Below are 24,690 nucleotides of genomic sequence, written 5' to 3' on the forward strand. Positions count from 1 at the left end.
ATAGACAGTTCACTAAGCCTCGACTAAACTCTAGGTCAGAGGCTAGACATCTGAGGCGAGCTGACGCAGAGCTTCTCCGATGTGATTAACCAGATCGCTGGGGAGCACCGACTCGATCGACTGACGAGCCGCACACAAATCGGCGACTTGTCCGTGCAGATAGCAGGCCAGTAGTGTGGCAACGAGGCTACCGTATCCACGAGCCATCAGACCGAGCAAAAGTCCCGTGAGCACATCACCGCTACCCGATCGGGCAAGAGCGGCATTTCCCGTAGTATTGAAGTAAACATTATCCGAGGCACGACAGATCGCCGTATAGGCTCCCTTGAGTACAACGGTGGCATCGAGCCGTGAAGCGAGTTGCTTAGCCAACTCGACCCGCTCGAGCGAGGTGGTATGGCCGCCGAAAAGACGCTCCTGATCTCTACGTGAACAGAGCAGGACGCTACCACGTGGCACGATATCGAGGAGCGAGCGATTGTGTGCGAAGCGCTGGATCGCCCAGTCGTCGAAGATCATCGGGCGAGAACTGCTAGTCATCAGTTGGCGCAGAAGGCTCTCACTCATCGCAGGCTCGTCCATGGCAGTACCAATAGCAATGGTCTGATACTGCCCAAGGTGCTTGGGTAGCTGCTCAAACTCCTGCCCACCAGCCAAACTGGCTAGCAACTCGGGCTGAGCGATCTGTAAGGAGGTCGCAAGAGGTGTGAGGGTATGCACTGTTAGCTCACCGCAACCAGCCCGTAGAGCAGCCCTGAGGGCTAGTAGGAGATGCCCAACCTTGCTCGTAGAGCCCCCAATCAACAGAGCCGAGCCACACGCCTGCTTGTCCGCAAATGGCTGACGAGTCAGGAGCGATGCCCCTAGCGTCTGCTCACTCTGGAGGTAATATCGACTATTGACATCTTGGTGTAGCCCCTCATCAATCCCGATAGGGAGTACCTGCCACTGCCCTACGTATGGTGCAGACTCTCCAAAAAGCAACGACAGATAAGGCGACTCGAAAGCAATCGTATGCGTAGCACGAACGACCTGCTCGAGCGGATTGGTCGAGTTATCCTCGGCGTACAAACCCGAGGGTATCTCGATGCTGACAATAGGCAGCCCTGACTGATTGATCTTATCCACGACCAAGGCATAGCCACCGCTTAGAGGCTTGGTTAGCTCCCCCCCGAATAGCCCATCAATAATCAGCTCGCCTGCTTGGAAGTGTGGTGGACGAAACTCCGTCGAAACCTCGGTCAGTGGCACCTCCGTCCCCTCAAGCCTAAGCCTCTGAGCCTCGCAGCTCTCGCTAAGTTTGCCTTGGCGATAGAAGAGGTAAACCTCGGGGCGATAGTTACGCTCACGAAGCAAGCGAGCGATAGCTAGTGCATACGCTCCATTCTCTCCCGCACCAGCGAAGATATGCACCCGTCTTTGGCTAGGACTATGTAGGCGTGTAAAGGCGTAGACGAACCGCTGTGCGATGCGCTCTACGAGGTCGGCTGGTGTTAGCCCGCCCCTGCGACAGGCAGTTTGATATAGCTCTTGGAGCTGGAGGGGTGAATAGATCTTATTCATCGTTTGGACTTATTTGGGAGCATGACCTAGCCAACCTCTTGGAGTCGTGGGCTAGACCAATTACCTCGGTGGGATTACCTCAATCTGATTTCCTTACAAATTTATAGTAACGTTTGGTCTTTTTCCAATTTATCAGCCCAAAAGTCCCTATATCATTGCTCCTAATCCAAATCTACAACCGTAATCCCAGCCCCACCGAGCTGCACATGCTCGTCGGCATAACGGCGCACACCGGGCACACCGCTCAGGTAACCTCTCACTGCTTCACGCAGAGCTCCCGTACCCGTACCATGCAGAATGCGCACACGGCTCATACCTAGCTGTAGAGCATCATCTATAAAGTAGGCTGTTGCATCGATCGCCTCGCTTGCTCTGAGGCCTCTGAGGTCAAGATCTTGTTTGAAGTGCAACCGCTTCTCATGGATCTGATCGATGACGGACTTGCCAGCAGAGGTACTGCGAACAGGGGTCTTGAGGCTCTGCCCTGCCTGCTTAATCTCTTCTTCGCTAGCCAGATGTAGCCGATCGAGTGGAACAGTCATCTTGAGCATACCGAGAGCCACGACTGCCTCACGCTTATCTACAGAGAGGACTGTCCCGAGGCTGCGCTGCCCCTCTAGGCGCACTAAGTCGCCCTCCTGCAGGCTACGTGCCTTGTCTTGTAGGCGATGCTCTCGTGCCTGCTCACTGGCGGCTCTGAGACCTAGGCCAACGCTCTGCCCCTTCTTGCTCTCGCCCTTGGCCTTACGCTCTCGTCGGCGCAGGAGCTTCTCGACCTCTCGCTTGGCCCGTTCACTGGCCTGCAGGTCTTCTTGCTCGACCTCTTGTAGACTATCTTGATAGCTCTTGAGCTCCGCCCTTAGACTAAGTGTACGCTCACGCTCCGCCTCGGCTTCCTTGATCTCTCTGATAGTTCGCTCGATACGACTGTTGGCCTCTTGGACGATGCGCTCTGCTTCTTTTTTCGCCTCGGCAAGGACAGCACGTCTAGCTCTCTGCGTTTCGTCTGCCTCTAGGCTATATCGCTCTGCGGCATCTTGTAGTTTCTTCTCTTCCTTGCGGATATTCAGGCGCTTCTGCTCCCAGTAGCGCTTATCTCGGATAATATCCTGCAAGTACTTGTCCATATCAATATAGTCCGAGCCTACGTACTCACTAGCACGGGCGATTACTGCCTCCGACAGCCCGATCTTGCGGGCGATCTCTATGGCGAAGGAGCTACCCGGGCGACCAATCGAGAGGCGAAAAAGGGGTTGTAGGTGGTGGCGATCGTAGAGCATCGCTCCATTGACGAGCCCGGGGGTATCCTCGGCGAAGGTCTTGAGGTTCTGATAGTGCGTGGTGATGACGCCATACGCCCCCTCGGCATTGAAGCGCTCTAGCAGAGCTTGAGCGATTGCCCCGCCTATCGTAGGCTCGGTACCACCACCAAACTCATCAATCAAGAGGAGCGTAGTGGCATCGCTATGTCGTTCAAAGTGTTTCATATTAGACAGATGAGAGCTATACGTACTCAGATCGTCCTCGATGCTCTGCTCATCGCCTATGTCAATGAAGAAGTGCTTGAAAATCCCGACCCGAGAGTGGTCGCCCATAGGTACCGGGATACCACACTGAAGCATATATTGTAGGAGCCCCACGGTCTTGAGGCAAACAGATTTACCCCCTGCATTAGGGCCAGAGATGATGAGAATACGCCCCTCGTCTGGACTGAGTTTGATATCGAGGGGGACGATCTCTCGCCCCGAGGAGCGCAGGCTACGCTGCAGCAGCGGGTGACGTGCGACATACCACTCTAGGCAGGGCTGGGCATCAACTCTAGGGCATAGCCCCTCAACCTCCACAGCCCAGCGAGCCTTAGCGAGGACTAAATCGAGATGAGCCACTAGCTCGTAGGCACTGAGCAGGTGGTTGATATTGGGACGTATCTTGGAGGCAACCTCGGTGAGGATACGCACAACCTCTCGGCGCTCCTCGCCCTCGAGTTCACGAATACGGTTGTTGGCCTCTACAAGCTCCACGGGCTCTACATAGACTGTCTTACCCGTGCCAGACTCATCGTGGACAATCCCCTTGATCTTACGCTTGTGCTGTGGCGATACGGGGATCACCAATCGCCCATCACGCAGAGCTGGCTGCACATCGGCCTCTACCCAGCCCTCTGTACGTGCTGCACGCAAGATGCGTTGTAGTGTACCCGATAGGCTTCGCTCCGTTTCCATCAGCTCGCGACGGATACGCAGTAGCTCACGGCTTGCATTGTCCTTAATACGCCCTTCTCGGTCAAACAGCAAACGAATGTTTTGCTCAATCTTGGGGAATACTGGCGCACGCTTGAGCCTAGCACCCAGTCGAGGGTACTCATAGGCCAGACTATCGTCCTCTATCGTCCCTGTCGTATGCTCTTGGGTAAAGAAGCGATGCAGGGCATGCAAAGCATCTAGCATCTGTACGAGATCTAGCAGCTCGGCCTCCTCGAGATAGGTGCGATCTGGGCGAATGCGGTGTAGTGCCTCTCGGCAATCTGCCAGATTGAGCGAGGGGATACTCTGCCCTGCCCGTAGCACAGCGAGCATCTCGCCAGCCTCATCTAGGGCTAGCTGTATGGCGCTCTGCTCTGTGTCGGCCTGTAGCCCCTCGACCAAACCACGGCCAAGTTGACCAGAACAGAGAGCGGAGAGAAGCTGACAGACTTCGTCGAAGCCTATTTTTTGTCTAAAATTATTGGGGTAAACCTCTGGGGCTATCATCTAAATTGCTAAAGTCTTAATGATTGGCACTCTTGGTGCTGTCCAAGATGCTGAGGGACAAAATTACACCATTGCCCTCAGATTAGGGCTATCCCACTAACCGAATACATAAATTTACATTTAGGTATTACGTTTGCAGCCTCTGCAAGACAGAGGTCTGTGAGCAGGGACAAAAGGGGCAGACCTCGCTCCTGCCCTCTAGCAGGCTCTAGGTTGCGTTGGTCTGCGTTTGGGGTACTCGACCTAGCTAGGCGAAAAGACCCTGCTTAAACAAGTCCAAAATAAATATTTGATAATCAAATTTATAAGAATATCAAGCAAGCATTTCTATGAGCAACTAACCAACTTCTCCGGATTTCTTCCCATCAATCTTTTTGGATTAGTGGATACACCTTGGGGGATTAGTCCTCCAAACCGAATAAATCTTCCCATCAATCCTCCTGCCAAGCCTCAGAAGCCTTCACAAAACACCTTGGTATTATCTAAAAACCTTGAATAATTCCTTTACACTTCTTAACCAAAAAGATGACAAACGAAGCATCAACACAAAAAAAGACTGTGCCGAAGCAATTGCCTCGACACAGCCCTGTTTATTGAATTGGAGTTGGAGTAGCAGACTACTAGAGATCGCCCTTCATGGCTGTTAGCCAAATCTGAATGCGCTCCTCTGTCATATCAGACTGATTAACATCGTCGATACATAGACCGATGAGCTTGCCGTCTTCTTCGCAGCGAGTAGCATCGTAGCTATATCCCTCTGGCGTATAAGCCCCGATGAAGCGACAGCCTGAGCCAGATAGCTCCTGCTTGATTTCGGCGAGAGCTTCGCAGAATGAGTCTGGATAGCTATCTGCATCACCGCAGCCAAATAGACCTACAGCCTTGCCGCTGAGATCCTGAGCAGCTAGATCGGGCAAGAAACCAGCGAAGTCGTCTTGTAGCTCGCCGATACCCCATGTAGAGCTCCCGAGCAATAGTACCTCAAACTGTGCTACATCAGATGCGCTAGCGTTGGCAACGTCATAGCAATGAGCTTCTGCACCTACAGCCTTGGCGATACGCTGTGCAAGCTCGGAAGTTGAGCCAGTAGATGACCCATAAAAAACACCGATTTTTTTCATTTTGAGAGATGTTGTTGGTTAGGATAATTAACTAATTTGATTTCTACTAGGCAAAGGTATAGCATCATCAGAGCATCAAGTATCCCCAATTGTAGGTATTTTATGCTTTTTGTTCGGACGATTTAATCCTTAGTCTTAGGGAGTTTGCCAAATCTCCCAAGCCGCCAAGGCCTGCTTGTGGAGCATCTCCAATCCGTTTTTAGTTTGTGCCCCTTGCCTCTTGGCCTCGGCAAGGAAACCCGTTTCGCTTGGATTGTAGATCAGATCATAGCAGAGGTGCCGATCCGTGAGCTTCTCGTAGGGGAATAGAACCACCTCTCCGCAGTGCAACCCCACTGGCGTGGCCTGCACGATCAACCTAGCCTCTGGCAGATACGCCTCTATACTGTCGTAGCCTATGGTCCCCTCTCGAGGCGAACGACTGACAAGGCAGGCATCAATCCCGAGTTGCTCAAGGGCATAGGAGGCAGCTTTGGCTGCTCCACCCGTGCCGAGTATCAGAGCCTTTGCACCACTTAGATCGGACAAATAGGGCAATAGAGAGTCCCTAAAGCCAATGATATCTGTATTGTGTGCAGCAATATGCTTGACCTGCCCACGAGCATCTCGGCGTATGTGCAGCACATTGGCTGCCCCAGTGGCGACAACCTCTGCCGATAGCTCCGTGGCATACTCGACTACAGCCTCTTTGTAGGGCGAGGTCACATTGAGCCCGTAGAGATTGGTCTGCTTCTGAAGCAGAGAGCCGAGCAAGTCAATCGAACTAAGCTCATAAGGCGTATAATAGGCAGCTATATGCTCACGCTCAAAGAGCTGAGAAAAAAAATCCGCTGAGAAGGAATGTCCCAGCGGATAGCCAATCAGGCCAAATTGTTTTGGATTATTTGATGCCAACATAGATAGCGCAAGTACCGGGGGTTAGGGACTGGTAGTAGGCAGTGCCGAAGCCAGCCTCCTCAAGGATCCTCGTCATTGCCTCCCTCTGTGGGACGGCAGCGATAGACTCAGGGAGGTATTTGTAGGCTCTGTCGTCGTCCGAGATGAGGCGCCCCACTAGCGGTATGAAGTGGCCAGCATAGAGCTTGTATCCCATACGCATGATGAGGTTCTCAGGCTCGGTTAGCTCAAGGATCACTACGGGCTTGCCGGGGCGAAGCACTCGGTAAATCTCCTTGGCGGCACGAGGAATATCGTCAAAATTGCGGATACCGAAGGCGATCGTCACCGCATCGAACGAATTATCCTCCAGAGAAAGCGCCGTACAGTCCTCACGAGCAAAACTAATTCGCTCGTCCAAGCCGAGCGAGTGCACCTTGTCTTTGCCCACACGCATCATCTCCTCCGATATATCTACCCCTAGCACCTCCTCGATGCTAGGGATAGCAGTGACCAGCTCGATGGCCAAATCGCCTGTTCCAGTAGCCACATCAAGTACCTTGCTAGGCTTGTATGGCTCGAGTAGTGCGAGCGCTTGCTTACGCCAGCTCTTGTCTAAGCCGAGCGATATGATGCGGTTGAGGCGATCGTAGGTAGGTGCGATACGATTGAACATACGCTGCACCTGCTCCACCTTGGGCGCTTCGTCCTTGTAGGGTGTAATCATCTAAGTGCCTCCCTTAGATTTCGCTCAATGCGCTGTGCAATATCTTCGCTGTCTGCCTTAACGAAGGGGCGACCTGTCACCTGTTCGTACAGCTCGATGTATCGCTCCGACACACTCTGGCAGTACTCTGGCGTCATCTCTGGCACCTGATCGCCCTCACGTCCTTGGAAGCCCTGCTCGATGAGCCATTGGCGCACAAACTCTTTGGACAGTTGTTTCTGGGGCTGACCACTCTTGAAGCGCTCTGCATAGCCATCGGCATAGAAATAGCGGGACGAGTCGGGCGTGTGGATCTCGTCGATCAGATAGATCTTGCCGTCCTTCTTGCCAAATTCGTACTTCGTGTCTACGAGGATTAGCCCACGCTCACGAGCCATCTCTTGGCCACGTGCGAAGAGGGCGTAGGTGTATTGCTCGAGTTGTTTGTAGTCTTCCTCCGTGACGATACCTTGAGCGATGATTTCCTCTCGTGAGATATTTTCGTCGTGCCCCTCATCGGCCTTAGTCGTTGGGGTAATGATTGGTGTAGGGAAGGCTTCGTCCTCACGCATACCGTCGGGCAGAGTAATCCCACAGATGCTTCGCTCGCCAGCCTTGTAGGCACGCCAAGCACTACCAGTGAGGTAGCCACGGATCACCATCTCCACCTTAAATGGTTCGCAACGATGACCAAGCGAAACCATTGGGTCTGGCGTAGAGATAAGCCAGTTGGGCACGATGTCTTTGGTTGCCTCTAGGAAGTAGGTAGCGATCTGGTTCAGCACTTGCCCCTTGTAGGGTATCCCCTCGGGGAGTACTACGTCGAAAGCAGAGATGCGGTCACTAGCTACCATAGCCACTAGCCCCTGCTCAAGGAAATATACGTCACGCACCTTGCCGTGGTAGACGCCCGTCTGACCGGGAAGCTGGAAGTTGGTTGTTGTTAAAGTCTTATTCATCGCAAATCTTAGTTATTAGTATCGTTAGACGTCTGTATTTCTCGTCTATCGGCGTTGTCGTAGACCTCAACGATACGCTCGACGAGTGGGTGGCGGACAATGTCCGTTTTGGAAAAGCGAATGAAGCTGATACCTGCGACCTCCCCTAACTTCTCAGTGGCGTCTTTGAGTCCAGACTTCACTCCACGGGGCAGGTCTATCTGAGTGGTGTCGCCCGTGACGATCATCTTGCCATTGTTGCCAAGGCGTGTGAGGAACATCTTCATCTGCTGTGGGGTGGTATTCTGTGCCTCGTCTAGTACCACAACGGCATCGCTGAGCGTACGCCCACGCATAAAGGCAAGCGGAGCAATCTGGATAATGCCTGTGTCTAGGAGATCTTTGAGCTTAGGGGCAGGGATTAATTCGCCTAGAGCATCGTAGAGTGGTTGCAGATAGGGGTCCAACTTATCCTTCATCTCTCCGGGGAGGAACCCAAGCTTCTCGCCAGCCTCTACGGCAGGACGAGAGAGAATGATGCGACGCACCTGCTTATTCTTGAGGGCTTTCACCGCCAAACAGATGGCGATAAACGTTTTGCCCGAGCCCGCAGGTCCAATAGCAAAAGTCAGGTCACAGCTATCGAACTGCCGTACCATACGCTTTTGGTTTTCGCCACGAGCGCAGATAGGTTTGCCGTGTAAACCATAGATAATGGTGTTGCTCGGTGCTTGTTCTTCGCTCTCGCTGGCGGTGTCGTCCCCTTTGACCACCTCAATAATCTGCGCCTCGGTAAGCTGATTGTAGCGCACACAGATCCCCTCGAGCCGCTCAAGGGCAGAGAGAATGCGCTCGGCCTCGGGCTGAGCTGCGAGCACTTTGATCACATTGCCGTGCAGCACTAGCCGACAGCGAGGGAAGAGGTTGGAGAGCGTGATGAGGTTTACTTTGTTCGCTCCGACAAACTGCTGTACGTCAGCCTCCTCTAGTACGTAGATACGTTCTATCATTGGTCTAATCTCTATGTGTATCGCAGAGCATCTGAGCGATGCGGCTGCTCCAGTCTGCGTACCGATCCATCATATCTTCTAGGCAGACCGGCAAACGATAGGCCCACTTTTGATGTGGATCCTCGGGGTGATTGATTTGTTCGTCCTCGGGGGCGAGCAGATGAAGTCGGCTGTCTATGGCCATCCAGTCCGCTATGGGCAAAACGACAAACATAGCAGGCGAAGAGAGGTGAGCACGAACGATACGCTCCATGACCTCGGCTACGGGCGCCTCGGCCCATAGCTCCGAGTGAGGTAGTTGATTCGCCAAATAATGCTCCCTCTGCTCTCGGCTCAGCTGTGTCCACCACAGACGCAGGGGTGCCATATCGTGCGTAGAGGTTGTGCAGATCGACAGATAGGGAATGGAGTGCATGGGTACTAAACCCGTAGCTGTCGGCGTCTTGGGCATACGCTCCAAATCGAGGGTAAGGATCTGCAATTCGTCCAAGACCTCGGGGACGGAAGCGGGGATCATACCTAGATCCTCGGCACAGACGAGCATATCCGTACTCTCGAGTAGGGGGATTAGGCGCTGGGTTGCGGTACGCTTCCACAGCTCGTTGTGCACCTCGTAGTAGTAGTGATGATTGATTTTGTCCCACAGCCTACGAGCCTCGAGGCTCCAACGCTTGTAGAGCTTCGTTTTGTCGAAAGCGATGCGTGGATGATAGGAGCCGGGCTGATTCATATCCTCGACCAATGCAACCTCTTTGCACAGCTCGATGAGCAAGGCTCTTGTAGTTTCTCCTCCCGGAATGCGCTCCACAGGAAGACTTGCATAGGCGCTCTGCTGAGTGTAGCTCAGTCTATAAAATTTACTTCGCTCTATGGGGATAACAAGCCCCGATGCCACAAGTTCTTTGACTCTACGAGGGAAGAGCTCTTGCAGATCTTCTGCATGAACGCAAGGATATATCAGGGCTTCTAGGCTACCAAGCAGGGCAAATTGCTTAGCCCAGAAGTTGCCACAGAGCGGATAGGCTGGTGTAAAGTGCCCAAGCAACCCCGAGTACTGAGTCCGTGGGATCTCCCAAATACGGAAGAAACCTAGAATATGGTCGATACGGAAAGACTTGAAGTATGCCGACATACGCTCGAAGCGTCTACGCCACCAGAGCATATTGTCCCGATACATTACCTCCCAATTGTAAGTAGGGAAGCCCCAGTTCTGTCCGTCCTCGGCGAAGTCATCGGGCGGAGCACCTGCCGATCGGCCAAGGTGGAATAGCTCTGGGTGCACCCACGTCTCGACGCTCTGTAGCGCCACCCCGATCGGGATATCACCCTTGAGCAGAACGCCTCGATCCTCGGCATAGGCTCGGGCCTGCAACAGCTGCTCGCTAAGCAGATATTGTAGATACTTATAGTACCCTGCTTGCCGACGATGCTCATCACTATCTAGTAGCTGAGCAATGGCGATGCGATTGTAGCAAGCATATTGCCCCCACTGCTCATGCGCCTGCCCCTCATTGAGGTCACGCAACAGACAAAACGCCGTATAGGGGACGAGCCATTCGGCATGCTGGAGCACAAAGTCCCGGAAAGGTTTCTTACGCATCAGCATAGCGCCATGATCCTCGTAGTGCAGACGCAGATACTCTTCTTTGAGTGCCATGACCTCGGGGTAGAGTAGCGTAGGGCTCATACGCAGCTGAGCCGCACGCTCCTCGAAGTGGCGCTGTAGCTCCCTATCCTTGAGAGGGGCTAGAGCTGATATATCGAGATAGATAGGGTGTAGTGCATCGACCGAGATCGCATTGTAGGGATACGAATCTCGCCAATCTCGGTAGTAGGTCGTGTCATTAATAGGTAGCAACTGTAGTACATGCTGCTTAGCTCCTGCCGCCCAGTCTATGGCCAAACGCAAGGTCCCGAAGTCGCCTACTCCCCAGTCACTCCTCCCTCTGAGCGAGAAGAGAGGTGCCACACTGCCGGAGAAGTGAGGCGTATAGTCCCCCTCCTCGAAGCTCATACCCGAGAGATAGATCGCATCGTAGCGACCGTGAGAGGGCAGGGTAAACTGCCGATTGTCCCGAGCTTCCCAGCGGATATGCCCACGAGCGTCCTCTGCCATGAAAAACTTGAACCACACATCACGGCTCGGCAACGCTGCTCTGTCTAGCACGATGCTGGCGTACCACTCACCCTTGCCCAAGTAGGACATCTGCACGGCCTTGTGTATATCCCAGCCTCCTAGCTGAGCCGTCGAGCCCGAGAGATAGAGCTGATGCCCACGTGGAACCGTGGGGGCATAGATCTGGAAGATAAGTTTCTCGCTGACCTCTAGACTTCGCTTGACGATTGTGCTACTCTCCTCCTCGTGCCTAAAAAGCACGTCATAGAAAGCAGAGCTGTAGAAGGGGGAATTGGGCGGACGATTGATCCAGTGGTCGTCCATGTGTATCGTGCGGAATGGTTCTTTGATCTGGAGGCGGTGCATACGCTTCCACTCACGGCGGAGTACTTGACCAGACTGATCCTTGACTAGATAGTAGTACGATAGATCTTTTCTACGTCCATCGACGAGGACACGGCCCGTCCACAGCTCCTCACCCTCTGCTTGTAGCTCAATCGCTTTGTCTTCGTCCCAGCTACCAAGCTCCGTAGTCGAACCGCTGATACACAGCTTATGCCCCCAATTAGCCTTATATTTTATCGAGAAGGTAACTTCCATTCACACAATAAATCAAGTGATGAGCAAAGTTACTCCATTTCTCCGTCATACGAAAGCTGTATCGGACGTCTGAAGACCTAGAACCTCGGCGTATCGGCCAAACCCTTCATTACGGATAATTTATATGATTTCATATATTTTATTGTTTTGTTGGCTAATTTGCTACCTTTGAGGCAATCGCAGGACACAGACTTGGTCTTTTTGTCTTATAGACAGAGCCGTGTTGGGCTGTGATTGAGGGAGCATAATGGCACCATATGGTCTATGTCTAGCCGAGGGAGTGTAGCCTGCCCTCCGCCAGTGCTGGAGCAGTGCTTTGGGTTACCATTATTAAATAGGATTTGACACACCTATATTATATGAGTAGGGCTGAAAACAAAGAGATATAGCAGAGGCTGGTGTCTAGGGAAATGTCGAGCGAAGCCTTGCCACTGACACACAAGCCCAAACAAGAGTAAGATAGAGAGGCAAAACTTAGATTTTGGCACTACTTAGAGGCCTCTAGTGCGATGCAGAGCAAGCGCATAGCTAGATCCCAAGCCAAAAGGAACAGCACTGAGGTACCGCGCCACGCCTACGAGAGAGCTAGTGGCAAGGACTACCCCAAATAGCCAAACAATAATCAACTACATTATGAACAAAGAACTGCACCAAGGGATGAGCCGCTACGCCTCGCTGGCACAAGCCCTACTGATAACCTCCCTACTCCTATGCTCTGGAGGTTTAGATCTAAACGCACAAATATCCATGTCACGCCTACAGCCGACCTCTTCGCTACGAGCAATGGAGGACCCTATCGCAGAGGGGCCGATTGTCCTAGATCACGACGAAGCCTATAAATGCCCCGTACAGGGTGCCTCCGACCAAGGTCGCTACATCTTTGGATATAGCTTCGACAGCTCTTTTATCTACGACAGAGAGAGCAAGCAGTACACCATACCCAGCACTGGCACACGTGTCATCTATGTCTGGGATAGTGGTGATGCTGTAGTTTTCGTCAATCAGAATAGCGGTGGTATTCTACCCAAGGGGAGTACGCAGGTCAAGTCCTTCACGTCGCCAAAAGCAGACTATCCCTACGTTGGTCCCATCTATGCGACCTCCAACACCCAATATATTATTGCCAACCTCTCTAATGGGGGCTATCATGTCTTGCCGGCCATCATCAGCCGCAGCGATGCGGGCACCTATGTAGTCAAGGAGCTACCTGCCCCCAAGGAGGATCTACTCGGGGGAGAAGCACAGTACACCCAAGCACGCTTCTGCGCAGAGGACGGCTCCATCGTCTATGGAGTACAAGTGGACTGGCATGGCATGTTTCACCGACTAGTACGCTGGGTACGGGACAGCGAAGGTAACTACCACTTCGAGGGTATGCTCGATGATCTTTTTTTCAACCTGCAAGCCCCCAAACCCGGACCAGAACCTCAGGAGAAAGACTACATCACAGTACCCGATACCGACCCCAAGTATCAAGAGCAACTGCAAGCCTACCACAAAGCAGCCCAAGAGTGGGCGAAGAAAGTACTCGCACGAACCAAAACGGTTTCATTCTTCTCCAAGAAGCTACAATTCTCTAGCGATGGCAACTTCATCTGCGGGGCAGTTCGTCAAGCAGAAGACGACGAAACGTACACGAAAGAGTATCCCTTACTCTACGACCTACGTAAGTCCGAAGCACAAATCATACGGGATATGGAAGGCTACTGTGCTGTAGATGTTTGGGGAGGCCAACACCTATTTTGCTTTACTGGGGCTCCTCCCATCGGTGGCTCGTCTGTATGGTCGCTCGCCACTAAGAAGCCTCAAGCCTTCCTCAAATGGCTATCGGCACGGTGTGGTAGAGATCTCAAGAAAGATTTCACCTACGAGAGCATCGATGATTTTACAGGAGAGAAAAAGGAAATCACGCTACCGGGCTACCCCACACGCTCTCGAGGAGGGCTAGTAATAACTTTCTTTGGTCTTGGGCAAAGTGAGGAACATAATGCACGCAATAGTTATTTGGTCTTCAAGAAGCCTTTCGGCACATTTATAGAGGAGGTGCAACCTAGAGAAGCAAACCTCTTCGGAGGCTATCAGGCTAGCACCAGAGCACTATACACCTCGGCCTCGGGCTGTCAGATCTCCGTCTACGATACCCAAGGGATACTATGCTTCCAAGGCGAGAGCAACACCGAGGGCGTCTGCCTACTGCCTCAATCACTAACGCAAGGGGCATACATCATCACACTAGTACACCCCAATAAGGGGAATACCTCCGTCAAACTGCATATAGACAAGTAAGGTGTACACCTAGCATTGGGAAGCTCCTAGACTGCTTCGGGGTTGTGTCAAAATTCATTTTTGGCACAGCCCCTTTTAATTTTAAGGTGTCTTAGAAGACGCAAGATGCAAGGATTGCGGAAATCGAGAGCAGAGCGGAGCACAGCAGCTTGTACATTATAAAATAGCGCACATCTATCTGTGGGCTTGGGCACTCTGGGTGCAGTACCAGATGACTGGGCTAAAAATCCTCGAGCCTAGAAATTGACCTTTCGCATTTTTAGTTAAAGTATGTAAATAACCTAACCTTAAATTCGGACGAATGGAGCGGCATTTTGTGGGGGAATTGCTTCACTCTTGCGGAGAAACTCAGAGAGTTTTTTGGGGATTGATGGACCAATACCCAGCGATATGTCCACTAATCTGAAGAAATTGGTGGGAAGAAATGCCCCAAAACCCGCGTCACTTGGCTAGAAGGGCCCACTCGGAGATACTATCAATCTAATTAATAAAGAATTACAAAGAGGCGTTTCTAGAGGGGTATTTTCATCCGTCTAGTACCAAGTGCCAGAATGAGGGCGAGCGGCTTCTAGAGCCCCTTAGGAGGCAAATACGCCCTCTTCTCTTTTTCGGCCCGTCGGCAGGAGATCTTCCCAACAACATTCTGAAAACTGCTCGAAAATATAAATCTGCGGAGGGGAGAGCATACCCCCACTCCGAATGTTGTTTGACGAGGCTCTGGAGGGAGCCTGTGGGAATTTCGCTGTGTTTTTTGTTATTAAGACAATAGTAGCCGAATAGGCTGCGTTTATCAGAAGTAATATCAAGATAGAAATAACAACCATTTAGTAAGCAGATATGAAGAAACTATGGAAAAATTTGGCATATGGTAGTGCCTTGGTAGCTGTGAGTGTGGTGGCCTCTGCCACTACGGTATTGGTTATGGATGCCGAGAGAGATGATCTCGACGAGATCGCCTACATACACCCCAACCAGTCTACCGCTCTAGACTATGGCTTCCAGAATACGGCATACAGCCATGGGAGCAAACCCGTAGGGGCAGCCCCAGACCTTACCCCAGCGGCCGAGAGCTCCGTGCTAGCTGTGGTGCACATCAAGGTAGAGAAGGAGCAGCAGAGCAGTATGTCGCAGGCAATTGACCCGTTTGAGTTCTTCTTCGGACGTGGCAGCGGTATGCAACGCCGCAATACCCCCGTGGTGGGCTATGGCTCTGGAGTCATCATCAGCAACGATGGCTACATCATCACCAACAATCATGTGATCGACAATAGCGACAAGGTGAGTGTAACGCTCAACGACAACCGTACCTTCAACGCCAAGCTCATCGGCACTGACCCCTCTACGGACATCGCTCTACTGAAAATCGATGCCAAGGAACTCCCAACCATACCTTTCGGCGACTCAGACAAGCTCCGCCTAGGCGAGTGGGTGCTGGCTGTGGGCAATCCGTTTAACCTAACGGGCACTGTAACGGCAGGAATTATCAGTGCCAAGAGCCGCAATACGGGCGCAAGTGCGTCGGGACAGCTCAAGGCCGAGGCTTTCATACAAACAGATGCGGCAGTCAATTCGGGCAATAGTGGCGGTGCGCTGGTCAATGCTGCGGGCGAACTCATCGGGATCAACACGATGATCTACTCCCAGACAGGCAACTATGCAGGCTATTCCTTTGCCGTACCCATCAACATGGCAGCCAAGGTGGTCGAAGACATCAAGAAGTTTGGCACCGTACAGAGAGCTCTGCTCGGAGTAGCTGGACGTGATGTAGATGCCGACCTCGTCAAGCAGGAGAATCTAAAGGTCAATAAAGGATTCTACATAGGCGACTTCTCCGAGATCAGTGCAGCCCTAGCGGCTGGCATCGAGAAGGGGGACGTACTTGTGGCCATCAACAACGCTCCCGTGGACAACTTCGGCCAGCTCCAAGAGCAGATTAGCCGCTATCGCCCCGGCGACGTCGTGCAGGTCAAGGTCAATCGTAAGGGTACGGAGAAGGTCTATAAGGTAACGCTCAAAAATGTAGACGGAGGTCAGGGCGTCATCAAGCAAAATAGCAATGCCGAGCGACTGGGAGCCCAGCTACGTGCCCTAGACAGCCAGCAGCTACGCAGCTACGGCCTATCGTATGGGGTAGAGGTGGAGCGCATCTCATCGGGTGCACTCAAGTCGGCAGGCGTCAAGGAGGGCTTCATTATCCTCACCGCCAACGACCGCCCCATCAGATCGGTGAGCGACCTAAACAAGGTAGTCAGCCAGACACTTGAAGCCCGTGGACGCTCACAGCGTCTGTACATCAGAGGCTTCTATCCTAGATCGGGAGATGTGGTGGCGTACGATGTAGAGCTCAAGTAAGATATCGCACGAGGGATATATGGCCCTCACGAGTTAGTAGTTTAGTCAATTAGGTTTGTATTTTTATTCCAAAGAAGCAGGCGGGTGTGGAGTTTATTTGGCCACGCCCGCCTTCATTATATGTGGTCTTCCTCGGCAGTAGCGACTCCCCTTGATGCCAACCGCTAGACCTATCCCCCTTGATTTTTACCAGATATTCGACCTAATTTTGTTTATATAATAAAACATCGCTAAATTTGCGGGCTTATTTTACATAAATAGAAAATAGAAAAGAAGCATATAGAGAAAAATAAAAACTCATATCCTCGGCTGATAAGATATAAGGGATCGTAGCAAAATGGATATATTGTAAGCGTATAACTAATAACGTAAGAAAGATGATGAAGAAAGTAACACTAATGGCACTGGGGCTATGCCTGATGAGTGCCTCGGTCTACGAGGCTCTAGCTCAGAAGCTCAGCTCGCCCGGGAAGAAGCTGGAGATGAACTTCCAGCTCAATGGTCAAGGGGAACCCACCTATGACCTCAAGCTAGCCGATGGCACTGTCGTGACCAAAGCTAGCCGTATGGGCTTCGAGATGAAGGACGGCAAGCAGTCGATGGACAAGAACTTCGAGGTAACAGACTACAAGACCTCCACCTTCGACGAAACTTGGACGCCAGTCTGGGGCGAAGTCAAGGAAATTCGCAACCACTACAACGAGCTACTCGTACACCTGCAGCAGCGTGCTACGGGCAATCGTATCGCTATTCGCTTCCGCCTCTACGACGACGGGCTAGGCTTCCGCTACGAGTTCCCTGCGGGCAAGCAGCAGAATTTCCTTGTCGTGCAGCGCGAGCTCACTGAGTTTGCCCTCCCGGGGGATATGAAGGCCTTCTGGGTACCCGGTGACTACGACACGCAGGAGTACGACTACACCACAAGTCGCCTCTCCGAGGTGCGTGGCCTATTCGACAAGGCTTATACGGAGAACTGCTCTCAGAAGGCATTCTCCAAGACAGGTCTACAGACACCACTGCAGCTCAAGAGCGACAATGGTCTGTACATCAACATCCACGAGGCAGCCTTGATCGACTTCCCTGCGATCAACCTAGAGCTAGACGACAAGACTTTCGTCCTCAAGACAGAGCTCACTCCCGATGCACAGGGCGACCGTGGTCATATCGCAGCCCCTTTCAACACACCTTGGCGCACAATCATTGTCAGCCGAGATGCACGTGATATCCTTGCCTCCAAACTTACTTACAACCTCAACGAGCCTTGTGCCTACGAGACGACCGACTGGATCAAACCCACGAAGTATATGGGCGTCTGGTGGGAGATGATCACAGGCAAGAGCTCTTGGGCATATACCGACGACCTACCCTATGTGAAGATCGGCGAGACGGACTACACCAAGGCCAAGCCCAACGGCAAGCACGCCGCCAACAACGAGCGTGTCAAGTACTACATTGACTATGCTGCCAAGCACGGCTTCGATGCAATCCTCGTAGAAGGCTGGAATGTAGGTTGGGAAGACTGGTTCGATCTATCTAAGGACTATGTGTTCGACTTCGTGACGCCCTACCCAGACTTCGATGTGGCTATGCTACGTGACTACGCCAAGAGCAAAGGCGTCAAGATCATCATGCACCACGAGACCTCTGGCTCTATCCGCAACTACGAGCGCCATATGCATCAGGCCTACCAGTTCATGAAGGACAATAACTACAGCGCCGTCAAGAGTGGCTATGTAGGCGATATGATCCCTCGTGGAGAGCACCACTACGGTCAGACTCTAGTCAATCACTATCTCTACGCCGTCAAGGAAGCTGCCAAGTATGGCATCTCGGTCAATGCCCACGAGGCAGTGCACATGACAGGCCTTAGCCGTACTTATCCCAACCTCATCGCCCAAGAGTCGGCACGAGGTCAGGAGTATCAAGCCTTCGGGGGCAACAATGGCAACCACCTGACGATCCTGCCTTTCTCTCGCCTCATCGGTGGCCCAATGGACTATACGCCCGGTATCTTCGAGACAGACATGACGAAGCTCAATCCCGGCAATACCAATCAGATCAAGGCTACAATCGGCAATCAGCTCGGTAGCTATCTGACCATGTACAGCCCTCTACAGATGGCTGCCGACCTACCCGAGCACTACGATCAGCACCTTGATGCCTTCCAGTTCATCAAGGACGTAGCCGTGGACTGGGACGACAGCAAATATCTAGAGGCAGAGCCGGGCGAATACATCACCGTAGCTCGCAAAGCCAAGGGAACAGACAGGTGGTTTGTAGGTAACGTGGCTGGCTACGACGGACACAAGTCTACGCTCGTGCTAGACTTCCTCGATGCGGGCAAGAAATACACGGCGACAATCTATGCCGACGCCAAGGGTGCGCACTACGCTACCAATCCCAAGGCCTACACAATCAAGAAAATGACCGTCAAGAAGGGTAGCAAGATCAAGCTCGAGTCTGCTCCGGGCGGAGGCTATGCAATCTCTCTAATCCCTGTGAAGAAGTAGTTCTCTATTCGTTATAGGTATGCTGCCGAGCTCGGCAGCATACCTATAGCGTTGGAGCACCTAGACCAGCGTACAGAATAACACTCAAATCCAATTTATATGAAACAAGGTAACATCAAAGCCAGAGCTTTTTGGTTCGTATTGGCTACGTTGCTATTTGTCCATACGTCTTGGGCTCAGGATATCCTGCTCAAAGGCGCAGTGGTGGATAGCAAGGGCGAGAGCATCATCGGTGCGTCTATTCGCCTCAAAGGCAATCCCAGCGTAGGGACAGTAACCGACTTCGATGGCAACTTCCAACTCAAGGCACCCAAATCGGAGACACTGTTGATCTCATACATCGGCTACGTCAATCAAGAGATAGCAGTAGCCACAGCGGTTAGCCCTCTGCGCATTGTCTTGCAAGAAGACAATCAGACCCTCAAGGAGGTCGTAGTCATCGGCTATGGGTCGATGCAAAAAAAGGATCTAACGGGATCTATCACAAGCATCAACGAGAAGAACTTCCAGAAGGGAGCCATCTCTACTCCCGGCGAGCTCCTCGTCGGCAAGGTAGCAGGTGTGCAGATCACGCCCGACGGCTCTCCCGGTGGTGCGAGCAAGATTCGCATTCGTGGTGGTGCTTCGCTCAATGCTAGCAACGATCCACTCATCGTCATCGACGGTGTACCCATTGACAATAGTGCAGCTGCTGGCGCTCCTAGTGTACTAAGCTCAATCAACCCGCAGGACATCGCCTCGATGAACGTGCTCAAGGACGCCTCGGCTACGGCGATCTACGGTTCGCGTGCTTCCAATGGGGTAATCATCATCACCACCAAGCGCGGTAAGATGGGGCAGGATCTGCAAATCAACTTCTCGACGACCAACTCCATTGCACATGCTTCTAAGCTCGTCGATGTACTCGGTGCCGATGCCTTCCGCAAGCTCGTTACCGAGATCGACCCAAGCCGCAAGACTATGCTAGGCTCTGCCAATACCAACTGGCAGCGTGAGATCTACCAAGCAGCCTTTGGTACGGACAATAACTTGAGCGTTAGCGGTGCAGTGGGCATGATTCCTTTCCGTGCCTCGATCGGCTACTACGACCAGAATGGTGTGCTCAAGACCGACAACATGAAACGTGTGAGCACGGGTATCAGCCTCAACCCTCGCTTTCTAGACAACCATCTGGCCATCGACGCCAACCTCAAGGTGTCTGGCACGAAGAATCGCTTCGCTGACAGAAGTGCGATCGGTGATGCCGTGACTTTCGACCCTACACAGCCAATCTTCGCAGACGGCTTCGAGCAGTTCGGGGGCTACTTCACTTGGATGAACGGCGACAAGATCAATGCCCTCTCTCCTGTAAACCCCGTGGCTAAGCTCAACCTAAGGGACAACAACAGTAATGTACTCCGCTCTCTCGGTAGTATGAAGATCGACTATCAGACGTTCTTCCTCCCCGAGCTACGCTTTAGCCTCAACCTTGGCTACGACTATACACATGGCAAGGGTAAGATCTTCGTCCCTGAGCAGGCCTCTTGGGAATGGAACCGAGGCACGACTCCGGGTAAGGGTGGAACAAACAATGAGTACGAACAGAAGAAAGTCAATCTACTGCTAGACTTCTACGCCAACTACGCCAAAGAAATCGAGTCGCTCAAGAGCCGCATCGATGTGATGGCAGGTTACTCCTATCAAGACTGGAAGACGACGGACTACAAGTTCGCCGACCGCACAGCCTCTGGCGAGGTCGTGAGCAAACCAATCTTCCCCGTAGACTATCCACAGAATACGCTAGTTTCTGGTTATGCACGTCTGAACTACAGTTTGATGAACCGCTACCTCTTCACCGCAACAGTCCGTGCCGACGGATCTTCACGCTTCAGCAAGGAGAACCGCTGGGGTATCTTCCCCTCGTTGGCTCTGGCTTGGCGTATGAAGGAGGAAGGCTTCCTCAAGGACGTTGATGCGATCAACGACCTCAAACTACGCCTTGGCTACGGTGTGACGGGTCAGCAGGACGGCATCGCCAACTACAGCTATCTCATGGGCTACTACCTGAGCCAGAATACAGCGATGTATCAGTTCGGCGACAAGTTCTACAATATGTATCGCCCAGCAGCCTACGACAAGGACATCAAGTGGGAACAAACAGAGACCTACAACGTCGGTCTTGACTATGCGTTCCTCAACAACCGCATCTCTGGTACGGTAGATGTGTACTACAAAAACACCAAGGACCTACTCAACGAAGTGCCTATCCCTGCAGGGTCAAACTTCTCAAACAAACTGCTGACCAACGTAGGTAACATTACGAATAAGGGGATTGAGTTCACGATCAACGCTACACCAGTACAGACTAAGGACTTCAACTGGGAAGTGAGCATGAACTTCACGATCAACGACACCAAGATCACTAAGCTCAACCTCACCGAGGATCCCAACTATCTAGGGGTGCTACACGGTGGTGTGACTGGCGGCACTGGCAACAACATTCAGATCCACTCTGTAGGCCACACACCCGGTTCGTTCTTCGTATTCAAGCAGCTCTACGACCCATCGGGCAAGCCTATCGAGGGTGCATACGCAGACCTCAATGGCGATGGCCTCTACAACGAGAAGGATCGCTACCACTTCAATTCGCCCAACCCCGATCTATTCATGGGCTTCTCCACAAGCTTGACCTATGGCAAATGGTCGCTCTCGACAGCTCTACGTGCTAGCTTCGGCAACTACATCTACGACAATATATCCTCCTTCATGGCCGTGAAGAACGAAGTCGTGAATCCCAATAGCTTCCTGCGCAACACGACGAGCGAGATCTACAAGAGTGGCTTCGCTACTGGGCAGTATATGTCGGACTACTATATCCACAATGCCTCATTCTTGCGCATGGACAACCTCACCCTCGGCTACGACTTCGGCAAGATCTTCGGTAAGACAAACCTAAGAGCAACGGCTACGGTGCAGAATGTCTTCACGCTAAGTGGCTACAAGGGCATGAACCCAGAGCACGCAATCGATATGCAGCTCTACCCAGTGCCTCGCACTTACTCGCTCAACCTATCGCTAACGCTCTAGAGAGGGCATCAACTACGTAATTTGTATGAATAAGCATATCAACAAAAAAGGTATCCTAGTAGCAGCATTAGGTGCGCTCATAGGGCTATCGGCCTGCGTCAAAGACCTTGATCGTAGACCAACCAACATCACGACATCCGAGAATATCCTCAGCTCTGGCGAGTCTACTAAGCAAGCACTTGCCAAGGTATACGGTGCATTTGCCCTCACGGGCAACGAAGGCCCCGCAGGGCAAGGCGACGTAGCAGGCATAGACGAAGGCTTCAGTGACTTCTTCCGCAATTTCTTCAACCTGCAGGAGCTCTGCACGGACGAGGCAATCTGCACATGGAGCGATGATGGTCTACCCGACCTACACAACCTAAACTGGTCTTCGTCCAACCCCTTCGTCAAAGGACTCTACTACCGCAGCCTGTATCAGATCAAACTCGCAGTAAACTTCCTTGAGCTTACCGAGAGCAAGGCTAGCGACCCTACGATCAAGCAGTACAGAGCCGAAGCGCGTTTCCTTCGTGCCTTCCAGTACTGGATAATGATGGATCTATTCGGCAACCCGCCCATGATCGATCAGCAGCTCGGTACAGGGAAAGTATTCCCCAAGCAGATCCAGCGTGCCGATCTATTCAAGCACATCGAGAGCGAACTCAAAGAGATCGAGAATGATCTGGCAGCACCTCGCACCAACGAATATGGTCGTGCTGATAAGGCCGCCGCTTGGGCACTACTCTCTCGTATGTATCTCAATGCCGAGGTGTACACGGGGACAGAGCGCTATGCCGATGCAGCCGAATATGCCGAGCGTGTAATCCTCTCTGGCTACAAGCTAGCAGAACAGTACGCTTCCCTATTCCGTGCGGACAACGATGTCAATAACCCAGAGACAATCTTAGCCATTGGCTACGACGGCATCAACAGCAAGAACTGGGGTGGTGCAACATTCCTAGTCAACGGCTCGACGAATGCCGATATTCAGAAGACGCTCGGCGTCAATATGGGTGTCGATGGCGGTTGGGGTGGCAATCGTGCCACATCTGCCCTAGTAGCTCAGTTCGAGGGAGCTGACAAGGAAGACGGCCGCTACCTCATGGATCACAGAGAGCTCAACATTCAGAAAGTATCGGACATCATGCAGGGGGTATGGATCACTAAGTTCCGCAACGTGAAGTCCGACGGCTCTGCTGCCAAGCACAATACTTTTGTCGATACGGACTTCCCTCTTTTCCGTCTGGCCGAGATGTACCTCAACTACGCTGAGGCTTCTGTAAGGGGCAAGGCTGATGCGAGCAAGGGGCTTGAGTATTTCAATAGACTACGCCAGAGAGCCTATGGCAATAGCAATGGTGCTATGCGCAGTATCTCGCTCGATATTCTCCTGAAGGAGCGTGCCCGCGAGCTATACTGGGAGTGCCTCCGTCGTACTGACCTCATCCGCTTCGGCAAATTCACCTCTGGCGAATATCTCTGGCCATGGAAGGGCGGTATCGCGGAGGGTCGCGGTGTAGAAGATCACTACAAGCTCTACCCTCTGCCTGCCGACGATGTACAGTCCAATAGAAACCTCAAGCAGAATCCCAAATACTAATCTAGCATCTGTATGAAACGATATAATGTAGCAATCAAAAGCCTCATGAGCCTTGCCCTAGTGGCGGCTCTAGGCTCTTGCGACAAGAACGAAGAGCGCATCCTAGTCTCTGCTCAGCAGGCTAGCGTGCTCAAGCTAAGCACTGCCGAAGTTGCGATCGACAAGAGTACGCTCGACGAGACAGCCCTCACACTCGAGTGGACGGCCACTCGCTTCAGCTACGACAAGGTTGTAGCCAACTACGAGCTACTCATCACGAAACCAACACAAAAAGCAGAGGCTAAAGATACCCTAGCTATCGAGCTTGGGCCAAATATACTGATGCGCAAGTACACCCACCTAGAGCTGAACCAAATCCTCACGGGCAAGCTCAAGCTAGCCACTGGAGTAGCCGAAGAGTTGAACCTGCAGATCAGAGCTATTCCCTACACGACTGCAACAACGAGAGTGCCTCAGTCTGTAGCAGCTATCTCGTCTGCCGTGAAACTCAAGGTAACGCCTGCTGACATCCGTACTAAGTCGCTCGACTACTTCTTCGTCGGCAGTATGTTTGGCGACGAACATAAGTGGCAAAAAGATTATGCAGGCTTCCCATTCTTCCTAGACGCTCCCGATGGCAAGGCCTACACCTATACAGGTAAGTTCGCCGCAGGCGCTGAGTTCAAGATTGACCACGAGCTTAACCTCGGTGTTTGGGACAAGGCTCTCGGCACACCTGCTGCGGGCAAGCTAGAGCTCGGCAAGGGGGACAACATCAAGGACGCTACCGCAGGTGGCTACTTCACGGTGAGCTTCGACCCAGAGGCACTTACCTATTCGGTAGAGCCTTTCGCAGGTGCAGAAGGAGCTATGGTCTACAAGAGCATGGGGCTGATTGGCTCCTCTGTAGGAGGCTGGGATAATGATGTTGATCTGAATCAAGCCAGCTACGATCCTCATATCTGGAAGGCCGAACGCATCGAGATCGCAACTGGAGAGCTGAAAATCCGTGCCAATGACGCTTGGGATAAGAGTTGGGGCGGTACAGGTTTCCCTGTAGCTAAGTCCGACAGTGGCGACAACATCAAGATCTCGGCCGAAATGGCTGGTGCATACTTCGTAGTCTTCAACGACCTAACGGGGCACTACCACTTCCGCAAGTTGGCTAAGTAAGCCATATAATCTCCTAAGATAAGTAGGGTGTGCCGAAAAAATCGGCACACCCTACTTATCTT

At 52.4% G+C, this 24,690-nt stretch carries 14 protein-coding genes; 6 read left to right on the forward strand and 8 right to left on the reverse strand.

Going from position 1 to position 24,690, the window contains the following annotated elements; genetic code table 11:
* Positions 1–42: 42 nt before the first annotated feature.
* The 8 genes from HQ48_RS00235 to HQ48_RS00270 form a co-directional block, all read right to left on the reverse strand.
* Positions 43–1,563 carry an NAD(P)H-hydrate dehydratase gene (locus HQ48_RS00235; RefSeq protein WP_044231143.1) on the reverse strand — a complete coding sequence of 507 codons (1,521 nt, stop codon included), beginning with the start codon at positions 1,561–1,563 and terminating at the stop codon, positions 43–45.
* 161 nt (positions 1,564–1,724) lie between these two features.
* Complete coding sequence (locus HQ48_RS00240; RefSeq protein ID WP_044231145.1) at positions 1,725–4,313, reverse strand: endonuclease MutS2; 2,589 nt, start codon at positions 4,311–4,313, stop codon at positions 1,725–1,727.
* A 620-nt stretch (positions 4,314–4,933) separates the two neighbouring features.
* Entirely contained in the window at positions 4,934–5,434 is a 501-nt protein-coding gene (locus HQ48_RS00245) for a flavodoxin (RefSeq protein ID WP_044231147.1), read from the reverse strand.
* A gap of 135 nt (positions 5,435–5,569) precedes the next feature.
* On the reverse strand, positions 5,570–6,331 hold the full coding sequence (locus HQ48_RS00250) for a shikimate dehydrogenase (protein WP_044231148.1): 762 nt from the start codon (positions 6,329–6,331) through the stop codon (positions 5,570–5,572).
* On the reverse strand, positions 6,315–7,037 hold the full coding sequence (gene ubiE, locus HQ48_RS00255) for a bifunctional demethylmenaquinone methyltransferase/2-methoxy-6-polyprenyl-1,4-benzoquinol methylase UbiE (RefSeq protein WP_044231151.1): 723 nt from the start codon (positions 7,035–7,037) through the stop codon (positions 6,315–6,317). Before ubiE ends, HQ48_RS00250 begins: the two co-directional genes overlap by 17 nt.
* Positions 7,034–7,975, reverse strand: coding sequence for a phosphoribosylaminoimidazolesuccinocarboxamide synthase (locus HQ48_RS00260; protein ID WP_044231153.1), 942 nt, complete (start codon positions 7,973–7,975; stop codon positions 7,034–7,036). The genes ubiE and HQ48_RS00260 overlap by 4 nt, the downstream gene beginning before the upstream one ends.
* A gap of 8 nt (positions 7,976–7,983) precedes the next feature.
* Positions 7,984–8,964 carry a PhoH family protein gene (locus tag HQ48_RS00265; protein ID WP_044231154.1) on the reverse strand — a complete coding sequence of 327 codons (981 nt, stop codon included), beginning with the start codon at positions 8,962–8,964 and terminating at the stop codon, positions 7,984–7,986.
* 4 nt (positions 8,965–8,968) lie between these two features.
* Entirely contained in the window at positions 8,969–11,680 is a 2,712-nt protein-coding gene (locus HQ48_RS00270) for a 4-alpha-glucanotransferase (RefSeq protein ID WP_044231156.1), read from the reverse strand.
* Between the two features lie 633 nt (positions 11,681–12,313).
* Here HQ48_RS00270 and HQ48_RS00275 point away from each other — a divergent pair.
* The 6 genes from HQ48_RS00275 to HQ48_RS08925 all read left to right on the forward strand — a co-directional run bounded on the left by HQ48_RS00275 (position 12,314) and on the right by HQ48_RS08925 (position 24,628).
* Positions 12,314–13,966, forward strand: coding sequence for a hypothetical protein (locus HQ48_RS00275; protein WP_044231157.1), 1,653 nt, complete (start codon positions 12,314–12,316; stop codon positions 13,964–13,966).
* An 837-nt stretch (positions 13,967–14,803) separates the two neighbouring features.
* Positions 14,804–16,318 carry a Do family serine endopeptidase gene (locus HQ48_RS00280; protein ID WP_044231160.1) on the forward strand — a complete coding sequence of 505 codons (1,515 nt, stop codon included), beginning with the start codon at positions 14,804–14,806 and terminating at the stop codon, positions 16,316–16,318.
* Between the two features lie 380 nt (positions 16,319–16,698).
* Positions 16,699–18,828 carry a glycoside hydrolase family 97 protein gene (locus tag HQ48_RS00285; RefSeq protein WP_044231267.1) on the forward strand — a complete coding sequence of 710 codons (2,130 nt, stop codon included), beginning with the start codon at positions 16,699–16,701 and terminating at the stop codon, positions 18,826–18,828.
* 99 nt (positions 18,829–18,927) lie between these two features.
* The gene (locus tag HQ48_RS00290) at positions 18,928–21,894 is read left to right on the forward strand and encodes a TonB-dependent receptor (RefSeq protein WP_044231161.1); all 2,967 of its coding nucleotides are present in this window, start codon (positions 18,928–18,930) and stop codon (positions 21,892–21,894) included.
* Positions 21,895–21,919: 25 nt separating this feature from the next.
* Positions 21,920–23,476, forward strand: coding sequence for a RagB/SusD family nutrient uptake outer membrane protein (locus tag HQ48_RS00295; RefSeq protein WP_044231162.1), 1,557 nt, complete (start codon positions 21,920–21,922; stop codon positions 23,474–23,476).
* Positions 23,477–23,488: 12 nt separating this feature from the next.
* Positions 23,489–24,628, forward strand: coding sequence for a SusE domain-containing protein (locus HQ48_RS08925; RefSeq protein ID WP_052408888.1), 1,140 nt, complete (start codon positions 23,489–23,491; stop codon positions 24,626–24,628).
* Positions 24,629–24,690: the final 62 nt, after the last annotated feature.

This window comes from Porphyromonas sp. COT-290 OH3588, assembly GCF_000769075.1.
Taxonomy (GTDB): Bacteria; Bacteroidota; Bacteroidia; order Bacteroidales; family Porphyromonadaceae; genus Porphyromonas.